This window comes from Streptomyces sp. A2-16 (assembly GCF_018128905.1).
Taxonomy (GTDB): Bacteria; Actinomycetota; Actinomycetes; order Streptomycetales; family Streptomycetaceae; genus Streptomyces.
In genome coordinates this window covers 4,478,534-4,493,668 of record NZ_CP063808.1, presented here as the reverse complement: position 1 = coordinate 4,493,668, position 15,135 = coordinate 4,478,534, and the positions used below count along the sequence as shown (strand labels likewise).

Below are 15,135 nucleotides of genomic sequence, written 5' to 3'. Positions count from 1 at the left end.
ACACCTTCAGCGTCCCGGTCACGATGCGGGTCATCGAGACCGCGCCGTACGGCGCAACAGGCCTCAGCCGACGTTGAAGTCGAGGTTGGTCACGTACCAGGAGCCCTCGATCCTGCTGGACTCGACCTTGATGTCCAGCTGGTCCTGCGTCACCCCGGTGGAGTGGGAAAGGACGATCTTGTCGAGGGCTTGGCCGTCGACGTTGATCCTGGCTGCGGGGACCGTGACCTTGTCACCTGTGCCGAGGGCCTGCGTGACCTTCACCTTCGGGTCGGCGGAAGGCGGGTCAGGGGTGAACGACTTCTTGAACTGTCCGAGCGTCGCCTCCATCCGCTTCCGCTCGGGCGCTTCGTCACCGCACGTCTTCTCGCTGCCGACCTGCGCTGGCTGGGAACCGTCCGCCGGTTCCGCCATCAGCAGGCACGCCTCCTCGACATCACCCTTGATGAGCGCCGCGACCCAGCCGGAGACCGCGTTCTCGGCCGAGGACCGGTCCACGCCCGTCGCCGATGACGAGTCCCCCTCGGGCGACTTGCTCTTGTCGTCGACGGGGGAGCTGCTCGCGGGCTGCTTCTGGCTCTCGCCGGACTTCGGGTCCTCCGAGCAGCCGGACAGACCCACGACCGCCGCGACCGCAGCTCCCGCGATCACACCTATCCGCCTCGTCCTCTGATCCACTAACACCACTTCGACAGCCTTTCCCTGGAACCGCAAATGCAACAGCGGAACCATGAGTTGACTCGCGTCTCGGTTCCGCTTCACCCTCAAGACGGCTGAGAAGTCGGAGCGGTTCTGTTTCGAACGGACGCTTTCGCATTCCGAGCACCAGTGACGGATCACGTGCGTTCGACGCGCGGTCGGGCACGTGTGCAGGTGCCGTGACGGTGTCGGCGTTCTCCCGCTCAGCACGGATGCTCTTCTATCCTGGGCCACATGTGTCCGGGCCCCGTCCGTGACCGTTCCAGCGCGAGCATGGGCCCGCCAGACCTTGGCCGAGGGGGCGTTCGTGACGGGGTCGGAACGTGTCGCTGTCATCGGGGCAGGAGTCGTCGGGGCCTGCGTGGGATGGAACCTCGCCCGGCTCGGAGCCCAAGTGGTCCTCATCGATGCGGGCCGGCCGGGTGAGGGGGTCACCGACTGGTCCTTCTCGTGGGTCAACGCGAGCAACAAGACCGTGCGCAGGTCCTACTTCGACCTGAACGTGGCGGGCATGGCCGCCCATCAGGCACTCGCGAGGGACATCGGAGCGGACTCGTGGTGGCATCCCAACGGCCATCTGCGCTGGCCGGACCCCGCAGCGCAGGCGCGGGTCCTGGAGACCGTCGACCTGCTGGCCGACTGGGGTTACCGGGTCGAGGTGCACAGCGGGGCCGAGGTGCGCCGCCGCCTGGAACCGGCGCTCGCGGTACCCGACGCGGCACCCGTCGTGTTCTACCCCGACGAAGCCTGGGTCCACGGACGCCGCCTCGTCGCCCGCCTGACCAGGGAAGCCGTCGGACGCGGAGCCGAGCACCGCTTCGACACCGCGGTCCGTGACATCTCCACCCGCACCGACGGCAGCATCCGCGGCGTCACCCTGACCGACGGAAGCCGACTCGACGTCGACGCCCTCGTGAACGCGGCAGGGCCCGACGCCGGCCATGTCGCCGCACTCGTCGCGCGGCAGCTGCCGATGCGCCGGGAACCCGGCATCGTCACCCGGGTCGACTGCTCCCCCGTACCGGTCCACCGGGCCCTGCACGCACCCGGCATCGAGATCCGCCCCGACACGGAGACCTCGGTCGTCCTCCACAGCCGCGACACCGACGCCCTCATCGACACCGACGCGGAGCCGGACGAACTCGCACGCCACCTCCACGCCTCGGCTCGGCGTGCCGTCCCCGCACTCGGCAGCGCCCGCATCGCTCGGACACGGGTGGTCAACCGGCCCATCCCCGCCGACGGATTCCCCTCGGTGGGGGCCGTGCCATCCGTGCCGGGGTACTTCGAAGCGGTCTCCCACAGCGGAATCACCCTCGGCCCGGTGATCGGCCGACTCCTCTCCACGGAGGTCGTGAGCGGGGAGCGCGACGCGCTGCTCGCGGACTTCCGCCCGCAGCGCTTCATCGAATGAAGACCCAGCTCTCCAACTGGACAAGATCCCGGCAGTGGCCGGAGTCGTCGACCGGCCGCGTAGACGGCCGGACATGCTCTTCATCGACCGCGACCAGATCTACGTCGCCGGCTGCAGCAACGGCGGCTACATGAGCATGAAGCTGACCGCCGTCTCTCCCACCCTGTTCGCCGCGTCCGTGCCGATCTGCGGCATCGTCACGGATCGCTGTCACCCTGCGCCGTCGGTACGCCGTGGTCGACGTGATCGGCAGGGACAGGAACGGCCATCAGGCGTTCGCCACCGCCGCCGACGTTCGCCTCGCCGTGCTCCCTGCGCGCTGCAAGCGGTCAAGGCGAAAAAACTGCGGATCTTTGCGGCAACCTTTTCGCGCTCTCGAACCACTCAGTGTTGTCCGGCCAGGTGGTCCGGTCAGAGCAACAGGTGAAAGAGAGAGCACAGGCATGTCCCTTGAACGGGAACACAGACATGTCCCCAGCCCGCCCGCGTCATCGGTGGCGTCTCGCGTCGGCGGCCACCGTACCGACGGCCGCGCCCGAGGTGGCGGCCCGATGCACCGTAGCCGTCGGTTGTTCGCGCGTCGGGGTTTCTGGGCGGCCCTCGTCATGGTCGTAGTGGCTGGCTCCGCTGTCGTGGTCAGCCAGGCATCGGCGGAAACACCCCTGGATCTGAAGAAGTGGTACGTGCTGGTCAACCGCAACAGCGGCAAGGTGCTGGATGACCGCGCCTTCGCCAAGAACGACGGCGCGGCGGTGGTGCAGGCGACGCGCACCGGCCGGGCCAACCAGCAGTGGCGGTTCGTCGACGCGGGTGACGGGTACTACCGGCTGCTGAACCGCAACTCCGGGAAGGTGCTGGACGACTTCGGCTGGTCGAAGACCCCCGGCTCCGCCATCGTGCAGTGGAAAGACCTGAACGCCACCAACCAGCAGTTCAAACTGGCCAAGTCGCAGAACGGCATCGTGCGTTTGATCAATCGCTTCAGTGGCATGGCCGTCGGGGTCCGCAAGGCCGCCAAGGCCAACGGGAGCGGCATCGTCCAGAACCGCGACCGGGGCAGCGCCGATCAGCAGTGGAAACTCGTCCCGGTCGGGAGCGTCGGCACAAGCCCGTCGTCTCCGTCGTCTCCGGGGCCGTCGTCTCCGGGGCCGTCGTCTCCGGGGCCGTCGTCTCCGGGACCGTCGTCTCCCGCGACCGGTAACGGCAGCTCGATGAAGAGTTTCCTGGGCAGCAACAGGGTGCTCATCGGCGGCTCGATGACTGACGCCTCGGCGAACGCCGCGCCGTTCGACGTGCGCTACGCCTATATACACAGCCAGCCCGCGCCCACGTCGGCCGCCTATACGGCGTCGCGTTGCAAGGACGAGTGGTCGGGCTGGTGGGGCTGCTGGGGCGGCAGCAGCACGGCGCCCGGAAACCAGGTGACCTGGCAGGACAGCGTGGCGGCCCAGGCGACCTACCAGGGCAAGTCGCGACCGCAGAAGTACCTGTGGACCTGGTACTCGCTGCGCGACCTCGGGGACGCGGCAGGCGAGGGCGACGGCCCGGGCGAGGTCAAGGCCATCAACAGGACCGACCTGCTCACCCGGTACCTGAACGACTACCGGTTCTTCCTCCAGAAGATCGGCACATCGCACGACATGATCGACCTGGAGCCCGACTTCTGGGGCTTCGCCCGGTCGCTCGGCAATCTGCACCAGGTTCCCTCGCAGGTCAAGGCCTCGAATCCGACCGACTGCGCATCGCAGGAGAACAGCGCCTCCGGTCTCGCCCAGTGCCTGATCCACATGACACGCAAGTACGCGCCGAACGCCGGCGTGGGGCTGCACCTTTCGTGCTTCGACTGGGAGAGCGACATCCAGAAGTGCGTCAAGGACTACGCGGACCTCGGGGCGAAGAACGCCGACTTCCTGGTCACCGATGTGTCGGACCGCGACGCGGGCTGGTACGCACAGCCTGCCCACGGCAGCCGTGACACCTTCTGGACCGACCAGAAGGCCGCCGCCTCACTGAAGTTCTGGAAGACGATGGCCGAGTCCGTGGGCAAGCCGATCGTCCTGTGGCAGATCCCCGTGGGCAACATGGCGGGGAACAACACTCCCGGCCACTTCAAGGACGACAAGGTGGACTGGTTCTTCTCCCACATGGACCAGGTGGCGAACGCCCACATCGCCGGCCTGCTGTTCGGTGCGGGGTGGACGGAGCAGACGACGCCTGAAACCGACGGCGGAAACCTGATCCGCAAGACGATCGCCTATCACAACTCGGGCGGTACACCGCTCAAGTAGGCGCTAGGGCGCCAGGCGCGATCGCGGCCCCATCTTCTTCGATGGGGCCGCATTCGTTGCCTGACGGCGGCGATGAGAGCGGTCACTGATCTGACCGTTTCCGAGCATCGAGCTGTGCGGCAAGGGGGCTCTTCCCTCTGCCGCACAGCGGTGTTCACCGGGTCGGGACGAACCCTCCCCGGACCGACGCGGAGCCGCCAGACCCCTGCGCGTCGACGCGGTAGCCGTCGCCCGCAGCACTGCGCACGGCGGTGCCGTTGTTGAACTGGGCGGCAAACTCGAAGCCGGCGGCCGGGACGGTGCGGCCCGGCTTGAGGACCCAGCGGTAGACCAGCGCGCCGTCGACCTCCTGGACGGTGACGGTGAAGTCATCACTCGGCAGGGTCTGCCAGGTGCCGGTGTTCTTCACCGCGCCGGTCTGCACGATACGGATCTCGATCGTGAGCGAGGTGAGCGGCTGGGTCGTCTTGAGGGCGAGGTTGCTCTGTGTCCAGTAGATGGTGCTGCGCGAGTCCAGCGAGCCGGCTGACCACAGCGGTCCGTTCTGGCTCTCGCCGGCGCTCGGCGATGGACTGGTGGTCGGCGGAGTCGGACGCGAGCTGCCCGGGGTCGTGGCCGGGGCCGGCGCAACAGGGGTGGGGCGGGGCGACGTCGGTCGCGGGGAGCTGACGGCAGGGGACGGGGTGGCGGGCGTGGTCACGGTGGCCGACGGCGACGGCGACGGGGCCGCCACGATGGCGGCGACGGCGAGACCGCCGGTCGCCAGAACGCCGGCGGCGGCGAGCCCAGCGAGCGCGACCCTGGTCCCAGACCTCGCGAAGGGCCGCGCGCGGTGGCGTACGGCCGGGCCGGCCATGCCGCGTTCCACCCGGGCCAGCATCCGCGCACGGTCGGGCCGGTGGGCCTCGGCGGCCTCCCGCAGCTGACGGGTGATGTCCTCGTTCACCGGTTCCTCCTCCCTGTCACCAGGTCCCCGGCCGCTCCTGCGCCCAGTATCTTTACCAGCTCGGCCATTCCCTTCGAGGTCTGGCTCTTCACCGTTCCGACCGAGATGCCCAGCGCCACCGCCGTGTCCTTCTCCGACAGGTCGAAGGCGTGCCGCAGCACCACGCAGGCACGCTTGCGGAACGGCAGCCGGGCGAGTGCCGCGCGGACGTCCAGTACGGCCGCCATGTCCGGCCCCTCCACCTTCTCGGGGCTGCGGGACCCGAAGAGCGTGATCCGGCGTCGCTCGCGCACCGCGCTGCGGATCCGTCCGCGCGCCAGGTTGGCCACCACACCGCGGGCGTAGGCCAGCGGGTGGTCGGCTTGCCGCAACCGGTCCCAGCGCTGCCACAGGGCGACCAGGGCATCCGCCGCGAGGTCGTCTGCCGCGTCGGTTTCACCGGTCAGGAGGTGTGCCAGACGGGCGAGTTCGGCATAGTGGCGTTCGAAGAATTCGTGGAACTCCGCGGACGCGTCGTCGAGGAGCATCCCTCCGTCGCCCTCTCCTGGCAGTGACGTGTGCATTGGTTGCACATTTAACAACATCGGGGGCGCAGCCTAACAGCGCTCAGCTCGGGACCAACCAGCGGTCGTGCCCGTTTGCGGGCCGGTGAAGGCCGGCCGGCGGGTCGGCCGATGGCGGGCGAACGGGACGCGGGTCGCTTGCGCGACGTACGGCTGCACGGCGATGCTGTCGACGGTCAGCTGCTCCCCGTAGACGCCGGTGATCCTGAGTGCCCCGCCGTGGCCGGTGGCCACTACCTGGCGGCTGACGGCCGGTTTGATCCGTCCGGCCAGGGCCGCCGCCTCGGAGCTCGCGGGCGCGGTGCGCACCCGCACCGCCGGCCGCTTCAGACCGGTATCGGACGGGGTGACAGCCCGCACGCCCGCGGCAGACGCCTCGGCCGCACGCCCGGCACCGGTTCCGCTCCCTGTGACGACGGTCACAGCCAGGCACGCCGACAAACCGACGATCAGCGGTCCCGAGGAATGCCCGTGAACAGTGCGTGCCTGCGCCACGGTTGGGCCGCTGCGTGTTTCGTTGCCCTCATGCCCGTCCATCCGATAGTTCCACTCGGTCTTCCGGCTCCCAGTTGCCGCCGAGGACGAGAAGGTTGCCGCCGCGACGCATATTTCTCGAAACCCCAACCGACGCGCGGCTGGGGTTCCTCGAGGTGGTGACTGTCGATCAGGCGGGTCAGCGCTGCAGGGTGAGGATGCCCGGCCGCCACGGCAGCTGGTCGTAGGGGCCGCTCGCGGAGGGGGACTTGCCCTGGTAGAGGAATTGCAGGTTGCAGGGGTCGACGGTCATGGTCTGGTCGGGGTTGTTGCGGACCAGGTCGCCATGGCTGATGTCGTTGTTCCAGGTGGCGCCGCTGTTGGCCTTGCCCGCGAAGGGGCTGCTCTCGCTGGCGGCCTGCGGGGTCCACGAACCACTCAGGCTGGTGGCGGTGAACGAGCGGAAGTAGCGCCCGTTCGCCCGGCCGCTGCCGGCCGCCGCATCGGCGAGCACGGTCGGCGTGCCGGCGCTCGGCGTCAATGCGGCCAGGGCGACCAGCGGTACGGCAGCACCCGCGGCGGCGAGCACCGAGGCGGCGGCGATCAGGCGGCGGGTTGCCGTACGGCGGCGATGAGAGGGGTTCTGATCTGGCAACGGCTTGTCTTTCTTGCACGGTGAGCCTTGCTCTGAGACCCAGTTGCCTGCGAGTTGCCGCAACGCGCACAAAGGTTGCCGTGATCGGGGAGGAATTGCGGCGGAGCCGTCCTTGGCGTCCCGTCCGCCGGTGGCGTGGTCGTACAGGTCGGCGAGGACGCGCTGTCCTGGATCTACTGTTCCTGCGGCCCGACCGCGAAGGCCGGGGTGTGGGACCGCACGGCGAAGAACAACATCACCGTCCCCTCCGGCGTAGTCGGGGGTAGGGCAAGCGCAAGACCATGACTGCACGGAGAACGCCGAGTCCCCGTGCAGCTGCCCATCGCGGCGGGCAGGTTTCCGTGACCTGGCACGGCACCGTGATCGTGGTCGGCAAGGTGCCTGCATCAAGGCGGCCGGCGCCCTTCAGCGAGCCTGCCCGTGCCCCTGCCGCGCCTCGGTCGCGTCACGGAACGCGGCCAGCGCGGCCCGGCGGCGGTGCAGATCCGCGATGTCTGCGTCCATCCGCTCCAGGTGCGCGGTCATCGTCCGCAGTACCTCCGGGCAGGGCTCGATCCCCGGCCCGGCGTCGGTGGCGCACGGCAGCATCTCGCGGATGGCGTCGGTGGTCAGCCCGGCCGCCAGCATGCCCCGGATGCGGGCCACGATGTACGGGGCGTCGGGCGCGTACACGCGGTATCCGCTGCTGTCGCGGTCGGGGCACAGCAGGCCCTGCTCCTCGTAGTACCGCAGCAGCCGGGCCACCACTCCAGTCCGCCGTGACAGCTCGCCTATCAGCACCGACTCTCCTCACCACGCCTGGGACTTGACCTTCACACCGGTGTGATGGGTCAACGTACGAGGCATGCGCGATTCATTCCCCGCCCTCGCCACCACCGTCACAGGAACCGGCCCAGGACTGCTGCTCGCCCACGGAGCCACCGGCAGCATCGAAGGCAACTTCGCCCCGGTTCTGCCCGCCCTCGCCGCCGCCCACACCGTCGTCGCCCCGGACTACCCCGGCTCGGGTGGCACCCCGGTCGCCGCCGCCCCACTGGACCTCGATGAGCTCACGGACGCGGTCGTCGACTCCGCCGTACGGCGCGGCGTCGGCCAGTTCGCGGTGCTCGGCTTCTCGCTCGGCACGCTGGTGGCGGTGCGCGCCGCCGTACGCCATCCCGAGCGGGTGACCGCGCTCGTACTGACCGCCGGGTTCGCGCGGCCCGACGACCATCTGCTCGGCCTCCTCCCCGGCTGGCGGGCCGAGGCGCCGCCCGCACTCCACCCGCACATCGATCTGGTCCCCTCCCTCGACACCACCGGTGACCTGGCCGAAGTCGCCGTCCCGACGCTGGTCGTCGCAACGACCGCCGACAGCATGGTCCTGCCTGCCGGCTCCCGCGCATTGGCGGCCGGGATCCGGGGCGCGCGGTACACGGAGATCGACAGTGACCATGTGGTCATGGTCGAGCGGTCGGAGGAGTGGCTGAAGCCCGTCCTCGACTTTCTCCACCCTCTTTCGCTTTCGGAAGGGCAGGACGGTGAGGCGGAGTGAAACTGCAGGTCGTCCTCCCGAACGAGGCCGCGGGGGCCGACCCGCGCCGACTCGCCGACCTGGCACGGCAGGCCGAGGCCCTCGGCTACGACACGGCATGGCTCCCCGACCACATCCTGCCGCCCGGTGAGTACGGCCCGGTGTACGGAGGGGTCTTCGAACCGTTGGTGACCATGGGCTGGCTGGCAGCCGCGACCACCCGGATCCGGTTGGGCACCTCCGTGCTCGTCCTGCCCCTGCGCAGTCCTTTCGTGGTGGCCAAACAGGTCGCGACCCTCCACGGGCTGTCCGGCGGACGGATCACCCTGGGCGTGGGGATCGGCTGGGACGAACGCGAGTTCACCGCCGTCGGCGCCGACTTCAGGAGCCGGGCGGCCCGCACGGACGAAGCCATCGCACTGCTCCGGCACCTGTTCCGGGCCGGCCGGGGGCCCTTCGAGGGCCGCTGGTACGGCTTCGAGAGAGGCGTCTTCGAGCCACGCCCCGACAGTCCGGTGCCGGTGATGACCGGCGGTGTCACAGACGCCGCCCTGCGTCGGGCGGCCCGGTATGCCGACGTCTGGCAGGGCGTGGGCCTGGACCCGGCAGCGTTCGCCGAACGGCTGGCGTACCTGCGGGCGCGTACGGACGGCCGCGCTGTGTCCCCCGGCACCCGGATCGACTGGCATGGCCCGGACAGCACCGTCGGCGAGGCCGCCCGCACCGCCGAGGCCTTCCGGGCCGCTGGAGCCGAGCACCTTGCGGTGCACTTCGGCGCCCCGGACGGTTACGCCCGACGGATGGCCGCCTTCGCCCGACACACTCCTGACAGCCTCTACCGACAGTGACCAACCACAGCGTCCAGGCCTCCCGATTGCTCACGCCGAACCGACGCGACGCGACGAGCATCGTCGGCAGAGAGACCAGCGGGGACAGGCTGCCCGCGATCGTGATGTCAACGCCGTAGAGCGAGCAACATGATCGTCGGAATCAGGAGCTCGCCGCCGGCGACGCCCATGATCGCGGCGCCGACGCCGATTCCGAACCCGGCGACGACGCCGATGACGGTGTCGACCGGTCGGCTGAACGGTTTCACCGCCGCACCGTTCCGCCCGGTCACCCGGTTGGCATCAGTGCCGGATGGGCGGCGCGGGGCGCTCTGGCTTGTACTGCGGCCTCGGGATCTAGGTGTATTGATCACGAGCGTTGTTAACAGTGGGCGGTGGAGCCGCGGTCAAGGCGGCGGCGCGTCAATCAAATGATCTCCTCGGAAGGTCCAACCCTCGCGAGGGCTCCTGACGCACGATCAGGTATGCGGAGCGCCGCCGTCCGATGCCAGACGCGTGAGCCACTCGCGAAGCAGGTGCTGCTCGGCGTCGCTCAGGACGTCGGTGTCGTCGGGGAGAGCTGCGCGCAGCGCGCGGGCCGCCGCGGCAGGGCCGGTCTCCGTGGTGGGGACCGTCGGTTCGACGCGGGTGATGGCGGCGACCATGGACTCGCGGAGGATGGCCAGCAGCTCTGGATTGCGGCGGTCCGCGGGAGTGGAGTGCCAGGCGGTGACCGCGCCTTGCCCGGTGGCCTGGATGATCTGGGCGGCCAGTTCCTCGTCGACCCGCAGCCACCCCCCGGCCGCCAGTCGGCGTACCCGGCCGTAGAGGATCTCCAGGCCCGCACGGTGGGCCATGTCCACGTCCCGACCGGTGGCCCTGCTCATCACCGCGAACAGCTCGGGGCGCGAGACCCCGAACTCCACGACCAAGTCCCAACCGCGGCGCAGCTCCCCCACCGGGTCCTCAGGGGCGAGGTCGAGCTGCGCGCGCTTGCTCTCCAGGAACTGCCTATAGCCGTGCTCGGCGACCGCCTCCAGCAGCCCCTCCTTGTCGCCGAACAGGCGGTAGATCGCCGGCGGCTGCATTCCGGCGGCGGCGGCGACCGCGCGGGTGCTCACCGCGTCGGGGCCGCCCTTCTCCAGCAGTTCGACGGCCGCCTCGACGATGCGGCGACGAGGGCTGTCGGTGGAGTCGCGTCTAACCATGAACCGATGGTATCGAAGATTTGATTCCACCGGAATTTCCAGTGTTATCATTGAAGTGATTCCACTGGAAACATCGCTGGGAGAACCCGATGATCATCGTGACCGGAGCCACCGGAAAGCTCGGCCGCCGTACCGTCAAATACCTCTTGGAGCGCGTCCCCGCCGACCGTGTCGGCGTCAGCGTCCGCGACCCCCGCAAGGCCCAGGACCTCGCCGACCACGGCGTCCGCGTCCGGCACGGCAGCTTCGACGACCCCGCCTCGCTCGTGCATGCCTTCGAGGGGGCCGAGCAACTGCTCCTCGTCTCCCTCGACCGCACGGGCGAGGAGTGCGTCACCGGCCACCGCACCGCCATCGAGGCCGCCGTAAAGGCCGGCGTCGGCCGCATCCTCTACACCAGCCAGATGGGCGCCGCCCACGACTCCCACTTCCAGGCATGCCGCGACCACGCCCAGACCGAGGACCTGATGCGCGCCACCGGCCTGCCCTGGACCGCGCTGCGCAACGGCTTCTACGCTTCGAGCGCCTTGCAGTTCCTGGAGTCCGCCCGCCGCACCGGCGACATCGCCCTCCCCGCCGACGGTCCCGTCGCCTGGACCGGTCACGACGACCTCGCCGAGGCCACCGCGGCGATCCTCACCGAGGAGGGCCGCTTCGAGGGGCCCACCCCGCCGCTCACCGCCTCGGCGACACTTGACTTCGCCGACGTCGCAGAGATCGCGACCCAAGTCACCGGACGGCCCTTCATCCGCACCGTCGTCCCGGACGACGCCTTCCGCGAGCAGGTCCTGGCGCACGGCGCCCCGGCCCCGGTCGTCGACCTGTTGCTGAGCATCTTCGCAGCGGCGCGGAATGGCGAGTTCGCCGCCGTCACCTCGACGCTGGCCGAGCTGATCGGGCGAAAGCCCGCCACCTTCCGCACTCAGCTGGAGCAGGCCTGGGCCGAATAATCCAGTGGGCGCGCAGACAGCCCCGGCCTGACTCACCGCCCACAAGAGCTCATCCTCTGTCGCCCGAGGACGTCGATCACCAGATCGGCGGCCTCGGGCACGAACCCAGGCTCCGCATCAGCTTCCGGACCATCCCAGAGGTTTCCCGTGCCCCACCCCGATGACAGGCTGACCATCCACGGCAGACGACTCCTCGTCGACCGCGTCCGCGCCGACAGGCCCAGCACCACGTCGCCGACGAAATGAGCATCTCCCGCACCACAGCCCACAAATGGGTCCGCCGCCGGCGAGCCGAAGCGGATCCGGGGTTGCATCGCAGTTCCAGTCGCCCCCTGGCTACACCGCACCGAACCCCTGCCGATGTGGAGAATCGCATCTGCGAGCTACGGCGCCACCGCGAGCTCGGCCTTGCACGGATCGACCCGATCCTTGGGATACCCCGACAACTACACAACGGGCAGTTGGAGCCGGTTCAAGGACTCCGCCGTGCTGCTGCCACGCCTGGCGGCTGCCGCTGTCCCGGCAACCAGCGCTTACGCACCTGCTGCGCGCCCACCCGTCGAGCCCGTGGACACCTCGTCGCCCGGCAATTTCGTTGAGCGCACACCCTGCAATCGTGTTGGCTGGCGGCACCGAACTGGCAGTACCGCAGGTGTCCGCTTGGCCGTAGCAGGGAGTTGAACGTGCAGGACAGTGTTGTCGATCCGGTTGCCCACAATCGGGCAGCTTGGGACAAGTACGTCCAAGAGGGCAACGAATGGTCGAGGCCGGTGAGTGCTGAGGATGTCGAGCGCGCCCGCGCGGGCGACTGGTCGATCGTTCTCATCGGGCATGAGCCGGTCGACCGTTCCTGGCTGCCGACGGACCTGACCGGCAAGGACGTGTTGTGCCTGGCCTCCGGCGGTGGCCAGCAGGGGCCGATCCTCGCTGCCGCGGGTGCGCGGGTCACCGTATTCGACAACTCACCCGGCCAGCTCGGCCAGGACCGGATGGTGGCGGCGCGCGACGGACTCGAGCTGCGCACCGTCCTGGGCGACATGCGCGACCTCGGCGCCTTCGGCGACGCCACATTCGACGTCGTGTTCCATCCGGTCTCCAACCTGTTCGTACCAGACCTGGCAGCGGTGTGGCGTGAGTGCTTCCGCGTCCTGCGACCGGGCGGAACTCTGCTCGCGGGCTTCCTCAACCCTGATGTGTACTTGTTCGACCACGAGGCGCTCGACGAGCGCGGCGAGCTGACCGTCGTGCACAAGCTGCCCTACAGCGATGTCACGCACTACTCCGCCGAGGAGCGCGCCACGAAGTTCGGCGCGGATGCCGCTCTTGAGTACAGCCACACCCTCACCGACCAGATCGGCGGGCAACTCGCCGCGGGGTTCGTCCTGACCGGCTTCACGGAAGCGCCGCACCAGTCCAACGCATCCGCTTCCTACATGTCGCACTATCTTGCGACGCTGGCGGTCAAGCCGGGCTGACCCGGATGCGGGGCCGACCGAGACGGCCGTGTCTCCGAGCGGCCAAGTGGAGCGCTGTGCCAGGCCGCCCCGCTCAAAGGCGAACCGATGGGAGCGTCGGGGCCCACGAGCTCGTCTGAGCCGGACTGCAGCATCGATGAAGTGCGGGAGGGCTGCGGATATCGCGTGGCGGGGCCGGCACCCCGTCATACCTCAGACGTACCGGAGCCCGGCGACGAGTGGTACCGCGGTTCCACTCGGGCGGCCAAGTGTCCCCCGTGGTCCCAGGGGCCCGGCCGGCCCCGCTCCTAACCTCGACTGCACAGGTCAGGCGCCCGGCCCGGCCGAGTCCCGAGGTGAAGGGCCCACCCCATGATCGAAGCGCGTGAGCTGACCAAACGGTACGGCGACAAGACCGTCGTCGACGAGTTGAGTTTCACCGTCAAGCCCGGTGAGGTCACCGGCTTCCTCGGCCCCAACGGTGCCGGCAAGTCCACCACCATGCGCATGGTGGTCGGTTTGGACACCCCCACCAAGGGCTCGGTGACCGTCAACGGCACGTCGTACGCGAGGCACGCGGCACCGCTGCACGAGATCGGCACTCTGCTGGAGGCCAAGTCCGTCCACCCCGGCCGTAGCGCGTTCAACCATCTGATGGCGCTCGCGTACACGCACGGCATTCCGCGCCGCCGTGTGGACGAGGTCATCGAGCTGGCCGGGCTGACCAGCGTGGCCGGCAAGCGGGTCGGGGCCTTCTCGCTCGGCATGGGCCAGCGGCTCGGCATCGCAGCGGCCCTGCTGGGCGACCCGGCGATCGTCATGCTCGACGAGCCGGTCAACGGCCTGGACCCCGAGGGCGTGCTGTGGGTGCGCAATCTGCTGCGCTCGCTGGCCGACGAGGGCCGGGCGGTGATGCTCTCCTCGCACCTGATGAGCGAGACCGCGCTGATCGCCGACCATCTGGTGATCATCGGGCGCGGTCGGCTGCTCGCGGACACCACGGTCGACGACTTCACCCGGGAGGCGAGCGGCGGCGGCGTGAAAGTCGCCACCGCCGAAGCGACCAGGCTGCGCTCACTGCTGGCGGGCCCGGACGTCACTGTCTCCTCCTCGTCCGCCGAGGAACTCCTCGTCTCCGGGCGCGACGCCCGGGAGATCGGCCGGATCGCGGCCGCGAACGGGGTGGCGTTGTACGAACTCACTCCCCAGGCCGTCTCGTTGGAGGCCGCCTTCATGGACCTGACCCGGGACGTCGTCGAGTACCAGAGCCATCCCGCCGAGACCGAACGAAAGGCAGCCTGATGACCGTCACCCAACTCTCCCCCACCCGGGCCTACAAGGTCACCGGTCCGCGGGTGCTGCGCGCGGAGTGGGCCAAGTTCTGGTCGCTGCGCTCCAGTTGGATCACCCTCGCCGTCGCCGTGGTCCTGCTGGTCGCCCTCGGTGCGATCGCCTCCGCCACCTACAGCCCCGACGCGACCACCCAGGGCGGGCCGCCCGGACCCGGCTCCGGCGAGCAGGACGCCGTCAGCCTCGCCCTGCTCGGGGTGACCTTCGCGTCTCTGGCCGTCGGCGTGCTCGGCGTCCTGCTGTCGGCCGGCGAGTACACCACCGGCATGATCCGCTCCACCCTCACCGCCGTCCCCCGCCGCCTGCCGGTCCTGTGGGCCAAGGCCGCCGTGATCGGCCCCACCGTTTTGGTCCTGACCACGCTCGGCGCCCTGGCCGCCTTCCAGCTGGGCACCCTGGGTCTGGACGGCGAGAAGATCGCCCTGTCCGTGGGCGACGACGGTGTGCTGCGCAGCCTTGGCGGTGCCGGTCTCTACCTCGCCCTGGTCGCCGTCGCGGGTGTCGCCCTGGGCATGCTGCTGCGCTCCAGCGCCGGCGCGATCGCCGTCCTGGTCGGTGTCCTGCTCATCCTCCCGGGCCTGGCCTCCCTGCTGCCCGACTCCCTCTACGACAACATCAACCCCTACTTCCCCAGCAACGCCGGCTCGGCGATGTACGCCCTGCACCAGTCCTCCGACGCCCTGTCCCCTGCGGCGGGACTCGCCGTCTTCGCCGGGTGGGTGATCCTCGCCCTCGCCGGAGCCGCCTGGCGTCTCCTCAAGAGCGACTCCTGAGCAGCGGTGCGAGACAGTGGG

The 15,135-nt window shown here is 69.7% G+C and carries 16 protein-coding genes and 2 pseudogenes; 10 read left to right on the top strand and 8 right to left on the bottom strand.

The window, feature by feature from the left end; all coding sequences use genetic code 11:
* Window positions 1–63: 63 nt before the first annotated feature.
* Window positions 64–651: a hypothetical protein gene (locus tag IOD14_RS20185; RefSeq protein WP_123993103.1), complete on the bottom strand. Its 588-nt coding sequence runs from the start codon at window positions 649–651 to the stop codon at window positions 64–66.
* Window positions 652–1,006: 355 nt separating this feature from the next.
* Between IOD14_RS20185 and IOD14_RS20180 the strand changes: the two genes are divergently transcribed.
* From IOD14_RS20180 to IOD14_RS20170, 3 genes are all read left to right on the top strand, one after another.
* Complete coding sequence (locus IOD14_RS20180) at window positions 1,007–2,113, top strand: FAD-dependent oxidoreductase (protein WP_212670998.1); 1,107 nt, start codon at window positions 1,007–1,009, stop codon at window positions 2,111–2,113.
* 73 nt (window positions 2,114–2,186) lie between these two features.
* Window positions 2,187–2,540 (top strand): prolyl oligopeptidase family serine peptidase, encoded by a 354-nt coding sequence (locus IOD14_RS20175; protein WP_212670997.1) that lies wholly within the window; start codon window positions 2,187–2,189, stop codon window positions 2,538–2,540.
* Between the two features lie 124 nt (window positions 2,541–2,664).
* Window positions 2,665–4,401 carry an RICIN domain-containing protein gene (locus IOD14_RS20170; RefSeq protein WP_249125984.1) on the top strand — a complete coding sequence of 579 codons (1,737 nt, stop codon included), beginning with the start codon at window positions 2,665–2,667 and terminating at the stop codon, window positions 4,399–4,401.
* A gap of 154 nt (window positions 4,402–4,555) precedes the next feature.
* On the opposite strand, the gene IOD14_RS20165 is transcribed toward IOD14_RS20170, so the two are convergent.
* From IOD14_RS20165 to IOD14_RS20145, 5 genes and pseudogenes are all read right to left on the bottom strand, one after another.
* Window positions 4,556–5,347 (bottom strand): hypothetical protein, encoded by a 792-nt coding sequence (locus IOD14_RS20165; RefSeq protein WP_212670996.1) that lies wholly within the window; start codon window positions 5,345–5,347, stop codon window positions 4,556–4,558.
* Window positions 5,344–5,874 (bottom strand): SigE family RNA polymerase sigma factor, encoded by a 531-nt coding sequence (locus IOD14_RS20160; protein WP_212673332.1) that lies wholly within the window; start codon window positions 5,872–5,874, stop codon window positions 5,344–5,346. Before IOD14_RS20160 ends, IOD14_RS20165 begins: the two co-directional genes overlap by 4 nt.
* Before the next feature lie 69 nt (window positions 5,875–5,943).
* On the bottom strand, window positions 5,944–6,447 hold the full coding sequence (locus IOD14_RS20155; RefSeq protein WP_212670995.1) for a hypothetical protein: 504 nt from the start codon (window positions 6,445–6,447) through the stop codon (window positions 5,944–5,946).
* A gap of 136 nt (window positions 6,448–6,583) precedes the next feature.
* Window positions 6,584–6,865, bottom strand: a pseudogene (locus tag IOD14_RS20150) (non-reducing end alpha-L-arabinofuranosidase family hydrolase); the annotation flags it as partial.
* A gap of 579 nt (window positions 6,866–7,444) precedes the next feature.
* Window positions 7,445–7,819: a MerR family transcriptional regulator gene (locus IOD14_RS20145; RefSeq protein WP_212670994.1), complete on the bottom strand. Its 375-nt coding sequence runs from the start codon at window positions 7,817–7,819 to the stop codon at window positions 7,445–7,447.
* Window positions 7,820–7,883: 64 nt separating this feature from the next.
* Here IOD14_RS20145 and IOD14_RS20140 point away from each other — a divergent pair, with 64 nt between their 5' ends.
* Together IOD14_RS20140 and IOD14_RS20135 are read left to right on the top strand one after the other, a co-directional pair.
* Window positions 7,884–8,573, top strand: a complete 690-nt coding sequence (locus tag IOD14_RS20140; RefSeq protein ID WP_212670993.1) for an alpha/beta fold hydrolase — start codon at window positions 7,884–7,886, stop codon at window positions 8,571–8,573.
* Window positions 8,570–9,400, top strand: coding sequence for a TIGR03619 family F420-dependent LLM class oxidoreductase (locus tag IOD14_RS20135; protein ID WP_212670992.1), 831 nt, complete (start codon window positions 8,570–8,572; stop codon window positions 9,398–9,400). Before IOD14_RS20140 ends, IOD14_RS20135 begins: the two co-directional genes overlap by 4 nt.
* A gap of 107 nt (window positions 9,401–9,507) precedes the next feature.
* On the opposite strand, the gene IOD14_RS44350 is transcribed toward IOD14_RS20135, so the two are convergent.
* Both IOD14_RS44350 and IOD14_RS20125 read right to left on the bottom strand, forming a co-directional pair.
* A complete protein-coding gene (locus IOD14_RS44350) occupies window positions 9,508–9,648 on the bottom strand; it encodes a hypothetical protein (RefSeq protein ID WP_249125983.1) in 141 nt (46 codons plus the stop codon).
* 210 nt (window positions 9,649–9,858) lie between these two features.
* The gene (locus IOD14_RS20125) at window positions 9,859–10,587 is read right to left on the bottom strand and encodes a TetR/AcrR family transcriptional regulator (protein ID WP_212670991.1); all 729 of its coding nucleotides are present in this window, start codon (window positions 10,585–10,587) and stop codon (window positions 9,859–9,861) included.
* Between the two features lie 89 nt (window positions 10,588–10,676).
* Here IOD14_RS20125 and IOD14_RS20120 point away from each other — a divergent pair, with 89 nt between their 5' ends.
* The 5 genes and pseudogenes from IOD14_RS20120 to IOD14_RS20100 all read left to right on the top strand — a co-directional run bounded on the left by IOD14_RS20120 (window position 10,677) and on the right by IOD14_RS20100 (window position 15,114).
* Window positions 10,677–11,537, top strand: coding sequence for an SDR family oxidoreductase (locus tag IOD14_RS20120; RefSeq protein ID WP_212670990.1), 861 nt, complete (start codon window positions 10,677–10,679; stop codon window positions 11,535–11,537).
* A gap of 147 nt (window positions 11,538–11,684) precedes the next feature.
* Window positions 11,685–11,977: pseudogene (locus tag IOD14_RS20115) on the top strand (leucine zipper domain-containing protein); the annotation flags it as partial.
* A 243-nt stretch (window positions 11,978–12,220) separates the two neighbouring features.
* Window positions 12,221–13,012 carry a class I SAM-dependent methyltransferase gene (locus IOD14_RS20110; protein ID WP_212670989.1) on the top strand — a complete coding sequence of 264 codons (792 nt, stop codon included), beginning with the start codon at window positions 12,221–12,223 and terminating at the stop codon, window positions 13,010–13,012.
* 351 nt (window positions 13,013–13,363) lie between these two features.
* Entirely contained in the window at window positions 13,364–14,293 is a 930-nt protein-coding gene (locus IOD14_RS20105; RefSeq protein ID WP_212670988.1) for an ABC transporter ATP-binding protein, read from the top strand.
* Window positions 14,293–15,114 carry an ABC transporter permease gene (locus tag IOD14_RS20100; RefSeq protein ID WP_123993117.1) on the top strand — a complete coding sequence of 274 codons (822 nt, stop codon included), beginning with the start codon at window positions 14,293–14,295 and terminating at the stop codon, window positions 15,112–15,114. Before IOD14_RS20105 ends, IOD14_RS20100 begins: the two co-directional genes overlap by 1 nt.
* Window positions 15,115–15,135 lie beyond the last annotated feature (21 nt).

Coding starts and splice junctions, on each gene's coding strand:
- IOD14_RS20100 (WP_123993117.1), top strand. CDS start 14,293: ATGACCGTCACCCAACTCTCCCCCACCCGGGCCTACAAGGTCACCGGT.
- IOD14_RS20155 (WP_212670995.1), bottom strand. CDS start 6,447: ATGGACGGGCATGAGGGCAACGAAACACGCAGCGGCCCAACCGTGGCG.
- IOD14_RS20125 (WP_212670991.1), bottom strand. CDS start 10,587: ATGGTTAGACGCGACTCCACCGACAGCCCTCGTCGCCGCATCGTCGAG.
- IOD14_RS20160 (WP_212673332.1), bottom strand. CDS start 5,874: ATGCTCCTCGACGACGCGTCCGCGGAGTTCCACGAATTCTTCGAACGC.
- IOD14_RS20120 (WP_212670990.1), top strand. CDS start 10,677: ATGATCATCGTGACCGGAGCCACCGGAAAGCTCGGCCGCCGTACCGTC.
- IOD14_RS20105 (WP_212670988.1), top strand. CDS start 13,364: ATGATCGAAGCGCGTGAGCTGACCAAACGGTACGGCGACAAGACCGTC.
- IOD14_RS20170 (WP_249125984.1), top strand. CDS start 2,665: ATGCACCGTAGCCGTCGGTTGTTCGCGCGTCGGGGTTTCTGGGCGGCC.
- IOD14_RS20175 (WP_212670997.1), top strand. CDS start 2,187: ATGCTCTTCATCGACCGCGACCAGATCTACGTCGCCGGCTGCAGCAAC.
- IOD14_RS20140 (WP_212670993.1), top strand. CDS start 7,884: ATGCGCGATTCATTCCCCGCCCTCGCCACCACCGTCACAGGAACCGGC.